At 69.1% G+C, this 7603-nt stretch carries 6 protein-coding genes; all 6 read left to right on the forward strand.

What is annotated here, in order from left to right; translation table 11 throughout:
• Window positions 1-184: 184 nt before the first annotated feature.
• The 6 genes from ccrA (at window position 185) to PWG71_RS00485 (ending at window position 7336) form a co-directional block, all read left to right on the forward strand.
• Window positions 185-1447, forward strand: coding sequence for a crotonyl-CoA carboxylase/reductase (gene ccrA, locus PWG71_RS00460; RefSeq protein WP_274807431.1), 1263 nt, complete (start codon window positions 185-187; stop codon window positions 1445-1447).
• A 498-nt stretch (window positions 1448-1945) separates the two neighbouring features.
• The gene (locus PWG71_RS00465; protein ID WP_274807432.1) at window positions 1946-4507 is read left to right on the forward strand and encodes a sensor histidine kinase; all 2562 of its coding nucleotides are present in this window, start codon (window positions 1946-1948) and stop codon (window positions 4505-4507) included.
• Between the two features lie 86 nt (window positions 4508-4593).
• Window positions 4594-5019 carry a roadblock/LC7 domain-containing protein gene (locus PWG71_RS00470; RefSeq protein WP_274807433.1) on the forward strand — a complete coding sequence of 142 codons (426 nt, stop codon included), beginning with the start codon at window positions 4594-4596 and terminating at the stop codon, window positions 5017-5019.
• Between the two features lie 46 nt (window positions 5020-5065).
• The gene (locus tag PWG71_RS00475) at window positions 5066-5425 is read left to right on the forward strand and encodes a DUF742 domain-containing protein (RefSeq protein ID WP_013151545.1); all 360 of its coding nucleotides are present in this window, start codon (window positions 5066-5068) and stop codon (window positions 5423-5425) included.
• A gap of 22 nt (window positions 5426-5447) precedes the next feature.
• The gene (locus PWG71_RS00480; RefSeq protein WP_274807434.1) at window positions 5448-6005 is read left to right on the forward strand and encodes a GTP-binding protein; all 558 of its coding nucleotides are present in this window, start codon (window positions 5448-5450) and stop codon (window positions 6003-6005) included.
• A 71-nt stretch (window positions 6006-6076) separates the two neighbouring features.
• The gene (locus PWG71_RS00485; RefSeq protein ID WP_274807435.1) at window positions 6077-7336 is read left to right on the forward strand and encodes a styrene monooxygenase/indole monooxygenase family protein; all 1260 of its coding nucleotides are present in this window, start codon (window positions 6077-6079) and stop codon (window positions 7334-7336) included.
• The last annotated feature ends 267 nt before the right edge of the window (window positions 7337-7603 follow it).

Genomic DNA, 7603 nt, shown 5'->3' on the forward strand with positions numbered 1-7603 from the left:
GCGGGGCCCGCCCCGTTCCCGAGGTCCGCGGGGCCGGGACCAAAGTCCCGAGCTTGATCACGAAAGTGGACGAGTGGAACCCGGTGGGGGTTTTCTGGCGATAGTCTCCTGGAATGCCGGGAGCGTTCCACCACCCCGGCCCTCCCTCCCCGCGCCCGTACCGGATGTGGAAGGCCCCCCTCCCATGGCCGCAGACCTGTACGACCTCGGCGACATGCCCCCCTTGGGACATGTGCCCGCCCGTATGCACGCCATGACGATCCGCGCCGAGCGCTACGGGCCCCCGCGCGGGGCGTTCGCCCGTGAGATCGTTCCCGTGCCGCGGGTCGAGGCCGGATACGTGCTCGTCTACACGATGACCGCGGGGATCAACTACAACAACGTCTGGGCCTCGCTGGGGAGTCCCGCCGACGTCATCGCGGCCCGGCGAAGGGCCGGCGCGACCGAGGACCACCACATCGGCGGCTCCGACGGAGCGGGCATCGTCTGGGCGGTGGGCGACGGGGTGCGCGGGGTCGAGGTGGGCGACCACGTGATCCTTTCCCCGGGTGACTGGGACGAACGCTCCGAGGACATCCGGCTCGGCCGGGACCCGGCCGCCTCGCGGAGCATGCGGGCCTGGGGGTACGAGTCCAACCACGGCTCCTTCGGTCAGTTCTGCCTGGTGCGCGATGTGCAGTGCCACCCCCGGCCCGAGGGCATGTCCTGGGAGGTGGCCGGGGGGTTCCTGGCCGCCGCGGCCACGGCCCACCGGCAGCTCTTCGGGTGGCACCCCCACGTGGTCCGCCCCGGCGACCCGGTGCTGATCTGGGGCGGGGCCGGGGGCCTGGGCTCCTTCGCCGTCCAGCTGGTCCGCAACGCGGGCGGCCGGGCGGTGGCGGTGGTCTCCACCGAGGAGAAGGCGCGGGTGTGCCGGGAACTGGGCGCGGTCGGGGTCCTGCTGCGCACGGAGTTCGACCACTGGGGGCGGATGCCGGAGGAGGGCGACGCCGAGGCCCACGCCGCCTGGTCCGCGGGCGTTCGCGCCTTCGGCCGTCGGTTCTGGGAGGTCCTGGGGGAGCGGCGCGGCCCGCGGATCGTCTTCGAGCACAGCGGGGCGGACACCTTACCGACCTCCCTCTACGTGTGCGACAACGAGGGCATGGTGGTGACCTGCGGGGCCACGTCGGGGTATCGGGCCGATATCGATCTGCGCTTCCTGTGGATGCGTCTCAAACGCCTCCAGGGCTCGCACTTCGCCACCACCGCCGACTGCCGGGCCGTTGTCGACCTGGTGGACCGGGGACTGCTGGACCCCTGCGTGACCTCGGTGGTGGAGTTCGACGAGATCGGTGAGGCGCATCAGGAGGTCTATGAGAACGTTCACCCCTGGGGGAACAGGGTGGCCCTGGTCAACGCCCGGCGTGGGGAAGGCTCCGAAAGGGCGCGGCCCCGAGACGGCGTGTGAACCATGGGTCCGCTGACCGAAAAACGACTAAAGTCCCTAGCTGGACAAAACATAATAAAATATATCAACCATCCATTGATCCGCCTCTCTGCCCGCTCTCGTCCTCCCTGGTCAAGAGTGATGTTCGCGCCCCTTTTCCGGTGCTTCTCCGATTCTTCTGCCAAGCCGGTCCACCTTTGTTAGTCTGGCGAACCGAACGACGATTACCGGTGGAAGTGCAGGAATTGTGCGGGCCGTGGATGCTTGTCTCCGGAATGGGTTCCCATCCCCGTCCCGTGCGAGTGGGGGCGATCCGCCGACCCGAGCCAAGGAGACGAGACAGTGGCAGAGGCGCCACCGCCGGCAGACGGCTCCGCCCCCCGGTCCCCCGGGGACGGGCCGAAGGCGTCGACGGAGGAGGAGCCCACAGTCAGGCGAGAGGGGCGTTTCCGTAGGGCCATCTACCGTATGGTCAGGATCCAGGAAACCCGCTCCATGGAGACCGAGCAAGGAAATCCCGTGCATCAGCCCGTGCATCCGCACTCGCAGGAACCCGGCCGCACCGCGGACCGGGACGGCGGTCGGTACACCGCCGGGTCCTCTCCCGTGACGGGGGAGACTAAGGCGGGTGGCGCCCAGAGCGGCCCGCCCGGGGACCTCCCCTCGGTGGAACGGCCCGTCGGCCCCTTCTCCGGCTCCGCCGAGAACGGCTACCGACCCGCCACCCGGCCCGGTGTCCCCAACCCCTACACCACGGTCCGGCGCGTCGAGATCGACGACGTCGCGCCCGATGTCACCCCCGTCGGTCAATGGCGCGGTGTCGGTCTCGACGAGCCCGAACCGCGCACTCCCGAAGTCACCGCTCCGACGGAGCACACCGCGTCCGAGGAGGAGGCCCCGGTGCAACAGACCCCGTTCGCGTTCGAGGGGCCGGTCCCCTCGGCGACCGGTCCCGCGTCCGAGCCCCCTCACACGGAGCAATTCGAGGCCCCTGTGTCACACACCCCCGCGTCCTCCGTACCGGAGTCCCCGCTGCCCGAGCCCACCCGCCGGGAGTCGCCCCAGGGCGACGACCACCGCGGTCGCCTTCCGGAAGGGGGTTCCGGGCACCACGAGCCCCGCGCCGCGGCGGCCGAACCGGGCCCCGACCCCGACAGACGGCACCGCCAGGAGTCCTGGCGCGCCCGCCGCGGCCCGGCCGAGTCCGACCGCTACGCCTCCGAGGCGCCGCCACGCGGAGAGCCCTCCTACGACCCCGGGTACGGTGAGCGGGCGCCCCGCGCGGAGTATCCCTCCCGCGGCGAGGAACCCCGCTACGACCGCGCCCCCCGGGGCAACCCCTACCGGGAGCCCTACGCGGCGCGCGAGCCCCGCGCGGATCACCGTGACCCCTACGGTCCCGACCACGGCGCCCGCCGCGACGCCTACGGTCCCGACCACGGCCCCTACGGGCAGGATCCGCGGGCCCCCCGGCCGGAGGCCTACCGGCCCCCGCCGCAGCCGCCGCACCCCCAGGGCGAGTACCCCTACCCCCAGGCGCCGATGGCCTACCCCTACCCGGTGTACCCGCCGCCCTTCCAGCACCCGATGGCCTACCCCAACGTCTACCCGCCGCCCTTCCAGCCCCCTGGTTACGTGGTCCAGGGCCAGCCGGTGTTCTACCCCGGGCAGGCCAACCCCTACGGCCAACCGGTCCAGCACGTCATCGTGTTCACCGCCGGTCAGCCGCCGCAGGTCATCACCGCCGACTCCGCGGCCACCCTGTTCGCCGAACAGACCCAGGCCACCGAGATCCGCGGCGACCGCGAGGACAAGGCGCTCACCCGGGCCGAGCCGGTCGAGGAGACGGAGCCGGCCCCCGACGAGGAACCCGCGGTGGACGACACGACCGCCGCGGTCGTCGAGGAGGCCGCCCCGGCGGCCCTCACCGAGGCCGGGGCCGGCGAGGAGACGCCCCGAGAGCCGGTCGGCGACGCCCCCTCGCCCGTCCCCCCGGCGGTGGCGGGCGGCAAGGGGCTGCTCAACGAGGCCCTCGCGGGTCTGGCCATGCGCGACCTGTCCCTCGTCGACGCGCTCCTGGAGATGGTCGAGGAACTGGAGGCCGACGCCCAGGACCCCGACCTGCTCGACAAGCTCTTCCAGATCGACAACTTCGCGACCCGGATGCGGCGCAACGGGGAGAACTTCCTGGTGCTCACCGGACACGACGGCGGCGAGTCCGACGCCCACGACGAGATCGTCCCCCTGCTCGACGTGGCCCGCGCCGCCATGTCCGAGATCAAGGACTATCCCCGGGTCATGCTGGGCAAGCTGCCGCAGACCTCCATCACCGGTATGGCGGCCGACGACATCAGCCACCTGCTGGCCGAACTCCTCGACAACGCCACCGCCAACTCGCCCGAGCACTCCCAGGTCGTCATCAGCGGCCAGGAGATGGACGACGGCCGTCTGATGATCGTCGTCGAGGACGAGGGCGTGGGCATCCCGGACCGGCAGCTCGCCGAACTCAACGAGCGTCTGTCCGGCGACCCCGTGCTCGACGAGGAGGTGCCCCGGCACATGGGCCTCTACGTGGCCAGCCGCATCGCCAAGAAGCACGGCCTTGAGGCCAAGCTGGAGTCCCGTGCCTTCCGAGGGGTCAGCGCCTACGCGATCGTCCCCAAGGAGCTGTTGCGCGTGGCCACGCCGCGTACCCCGGGCCAGTCGCGCACCTCGACGATCCCCACGAGCACCGCCTCCGCCACGCGGTCGGCGTCCGCGGCGCCGACCACCGCGCCCCCCAACGGCAAGCCGACCGGTGGGTCCGCCCCTTCCGGTGCCGCCTCCTCCATCACCTCGGCCGGGTTGCCCCGGCGCAGCGCCACCCCGCACGGTTCGCCGCTGCGGATGATGCCGCGCCCCGAACCCGGCGGTGCCGCCTCCAAGGCGCGCGAGAACACACCGCCCAAGCTCACCGGAGAGGCCCGGGCCGAACAGATCCGGGACGAGCTGGGCGACTTCCTCGAAGGCGAGCGTGCGGCCTTGGAGGGCGAGGATCTCGACGGCACCACGGACGACGCGGGTGGGAAGGCCGAGGAATGAGCGGCCGTACCCCCCGGCGCGCGCACCCGGAGTGCGCGCGCACATTCCCCCGAACCCCTATGACACTCGGCCGAGGCAGGTAGAGCATGACTGAATCCGTGAACGACAGTGTTGAGAACTTCTCGTGGCTCATCGACCGGTTCGTGCGGGACGTGCGCGGTGTCGAGCATGCCGTCGTGGTCTCCTCCGACGGCCTGGTGCTGACCCACTCCAGCGACTTCCCCGAGGAGCACGCCGAGCAGCTCGCCGCCATCGCCAGTGGCCTGCACAGCCTGGCCGTGGGCGGGGCGAGCCTGTTCCAGCGCGGTGAGTGCGAGCAACTGCTCGTCCGCTTCAACCACGGACACCTGTTCATCATGGCGATCAGCGACGGTTCCTGCATGGCGGTGCTCACCGCCCCCGGGAGCGAGCTGAAGCTCGTGGGCTTCCAGATGGCCAAGCTCGTCGAGAACGTCGCCCATGTGCTCACGCCGCAGTTGCGCTCGCAGCTGCGCGAAGTCATCCAGAACTGACGACGGTGACCCGTTACGGTTCGGCAGGAATGAGGTTGCCACGTCAATGAGCTTCCGTAGGCGAAGGAGCAACCGCGTTCGCCCGTTCACCTTCACCGGTGGGCGGACGCGGTCACGGCATCCGCTGATGGTGCAGACCCTGGTCTCGACGTCCGAGCCCGGGCAGGAACCTCCTGGCACCCTCATGCCGGAGTCGATCAGTATTTACAAGCTGTGCCGGGAGACCCGGTCGTTGGCCGAGGTCTCGGCCGAGTTGAACATCCCCCTGGGCGTCACCCAGGTCCTGGTCAGTGACCTGGCGGAACAGGACCTGGTGTACATCCACCCGACCATCACCGGCAGCAGTCCATCGGAAAACCAGGTTCTGGAGAGGGCTCTTCGTGGTCTCGAACGACTTTTCCAGTGACAAGCGGTCCAATCGCAAGAAGATGTCGAGCAAGATCGTCATCGCCGGCGGCTTCGGTGCCGGCAAGACGACGTTGGTGCGCTCGGTCTCGGAGATCCCGCCCGTCACCACCGAGGCGATCATGACCGAGGCGAGCATCGGTCACGACGACACCTCGATCACCCCCGACAAGACGACGACCACCGTCGCGATGGATTTCGGCCGGATCACCATCGACGACGAACTCGTCATGTACATGTTCGGTACACCGGGCCAGGCGAGGTTCTGGTTCATGTGGGACGATCTCGTCAGGGGTGCCGTGGGCGCCGTCGTCGTGGTCGACTGCCGTCGTCTGGCGGACTCCTTCGACGCCGTCGACTACTTCGAGACGAACAAGCGCATTCCCTACATCGTGGCGCTGAACCGGTTCGAAGGGCAGTTGGACTACACGGCCGAACAGGTACGCGAGGCCTTGGAGGTCAGCCCGGAGGTCCCCATCATCGACTTCGACGCCCGCCAGCGGCTCTCCGGGGGAGAGGTCCTCAAGACCCTCCTCAGGTACGCCCTGGAGCACAACCGCGCCAGCGAGCCCGTCGCCTGACGGGCGGGGAGGTCGCCCCCGGCACGCTCCCCCCGGTCGTCCCGTAGATTCCCCAGGAAAGTAAGCCACACATGCGCAAGATCCTCATCGTCGGCGCGGGCCACGCCGGGCTGCACCTGGCCCACGGGCTCCTGACCCAAGGCTACGACGTCACGGTGATCACGGGGCAGTCCTCGCTGGAGATCCGGACCGGCCGGCCCTCGATCTCCCAGTTCACCTTTCCCACCGCCCTGGAGTACGAGCGCAAGTTCGACCTCGACTTCTGGAGCGCGCTCTCCCCGCAGATCCGCGAACAGAAGCTGGCCGTCTTCCGCGAAGGGAAGCCGGTCACGGCCATCAGGGGCCGCTCCCACCCCGGGAACGGTTACACGGTGGCGGTCGACCGTCGGGTGAAGATGGCCGACTGGCTGGAGTTCTTCGAGGATCGTGGCGGGAAGGTGGTGATCCACGGGGTCACCGTGACCGACCTCGACTACTTCTCCCGCATGTTCGAGCTGATCATCGTCGCGGTCGGCCACGGAGAGCTGGGCCAGCTCTTCGACCACGACACCAGCCGGTTCAGCGGGACCCGCCCCCGGGCCCTGGCCCAGGCCTACGTCTACGACCTGTGGCCGCCCAGTCCGGGCGAATCGGAGAACATCGGCTGGTTCGGGGTGACGGAGGAGGCGGGCAACATCATGCTCGTTCCGATCCTCACCCAGGAGGGGCCCGCCCACAACCTGCTCCTGGTGGACAAGAAGGGCGGCCCGATGGACGCCTGGCCGGACCGCCCGGGGCCGGAGGAGCAGCTGCGTCGAATGAAGGACCTGATGCGCAAGTACGCGCCGGAGTTCTTCGAACGGTCCAAGGACGCGGTACTGGTGGACGGGCGCAGCACCATCGTCGAGGATCTGACGCCGCAGGTGCGCAACCCGGTGGGCCGGCTCCCCTCCGGCGGGCTCGCCATCGGCATGGCCGACGTGGTGGTCACCATGGACCCGTTCGTGGGACAGAGCTGGAACAACTCCACCCGCTGCGCCCAGGCCTACCTGGAGGGAATCGTCGAGCACGGGGACAAGCCGTTCGATGAGGACTTCATGGTCCGAGTGTTCGACCGTTTTTGGGAATTCGGACAGGACAATCAGGCCTGGGCGGAGTTCGCCTCCACCATGGTCGAGCAGTCGCTGCCCGACCACATCATGAACATGCTCGGCGCGGCGGTGCAGTACGAAGAGGTGGCCGACCGCTGGATCCAGGGCTGGGACTCCCCGTCCGACTACAAGACCTGGATGTTCGACCCCGAGATCGCCCAGCGCTACATCTCCGAGGTGCAGGCCCGAAACGGCGGTTGATCGGAACCGGGAAGAGCCCGGCGCCCGGAGGGCACCGGGCTCTTCTCTTGCCCGAAAACCCCACCTTTTCGGTTTCTCTTACGTCCGTAAACTGTTGCGCTCCCATTAACTGCGTACGGACCAGGATCAATCCTCTGTCCGAAAAAGACCCCACTGTTGTCAGCGCTTGCGAGCAAGCGTTACCCTCCTTCAGGTTGGTTCCTGTTTGACCCCGAATGCCGTTCCGTGGGTTAGTTGCCGTGAATCTCTGAGATTGTGGGTTCCGGA

It is taken from the genome of Nocardiopsis sp. N85 (genome assembly GCF_028882275.1).
In the GTDB taxonomy this organism is placed as follows: Bacteria; Actinomycetota; Actinomycetes; order Streptosporangiales; family Streptosporangiaceae; genus Nocardiopsis; species Nocardiopsis lambiniae.

Excerpts from the sequence above, each read along its gene's own strand:
- ccrA (WP_274807431.1), top strand. The coding sequence starts at position 185 with ATGGCCGCAGACCTGTACGACCTCGGCGACATGCCCCCCTTGGGACAT.
- PWG71_RS00470 (WP_274807433.1), top strand. The coding sequence starts at position 4,594 with ATGACTGAATCCGTGAACGACAGTGTTGAGAACTTCTCGTGGCTCATC.
- PWG71_RS00475 (WP_013151545.1), top strand. The coding sequence starts at position 5,066 with ATGAGCTTCCGTAGGCGAAGGAGCAACCGCGTTCGCCCGTTCACCTTC.
- PWG71_RS00480 (WP_274807434.1), top strand. The coding sequence starts at position 5,448 with ATGTCGAGCAAGATCGTCATCGCCGGCGGCTTCGGTGCCGGCAAGACG.
- PWG71_RS00485 (WP_274807435.1), top strand. The coding sequence starts at position 6,077 with ATGCGCAAGATCCTCATCGTCGGCGCGGGCCACGCCGGGCTGCACCTG.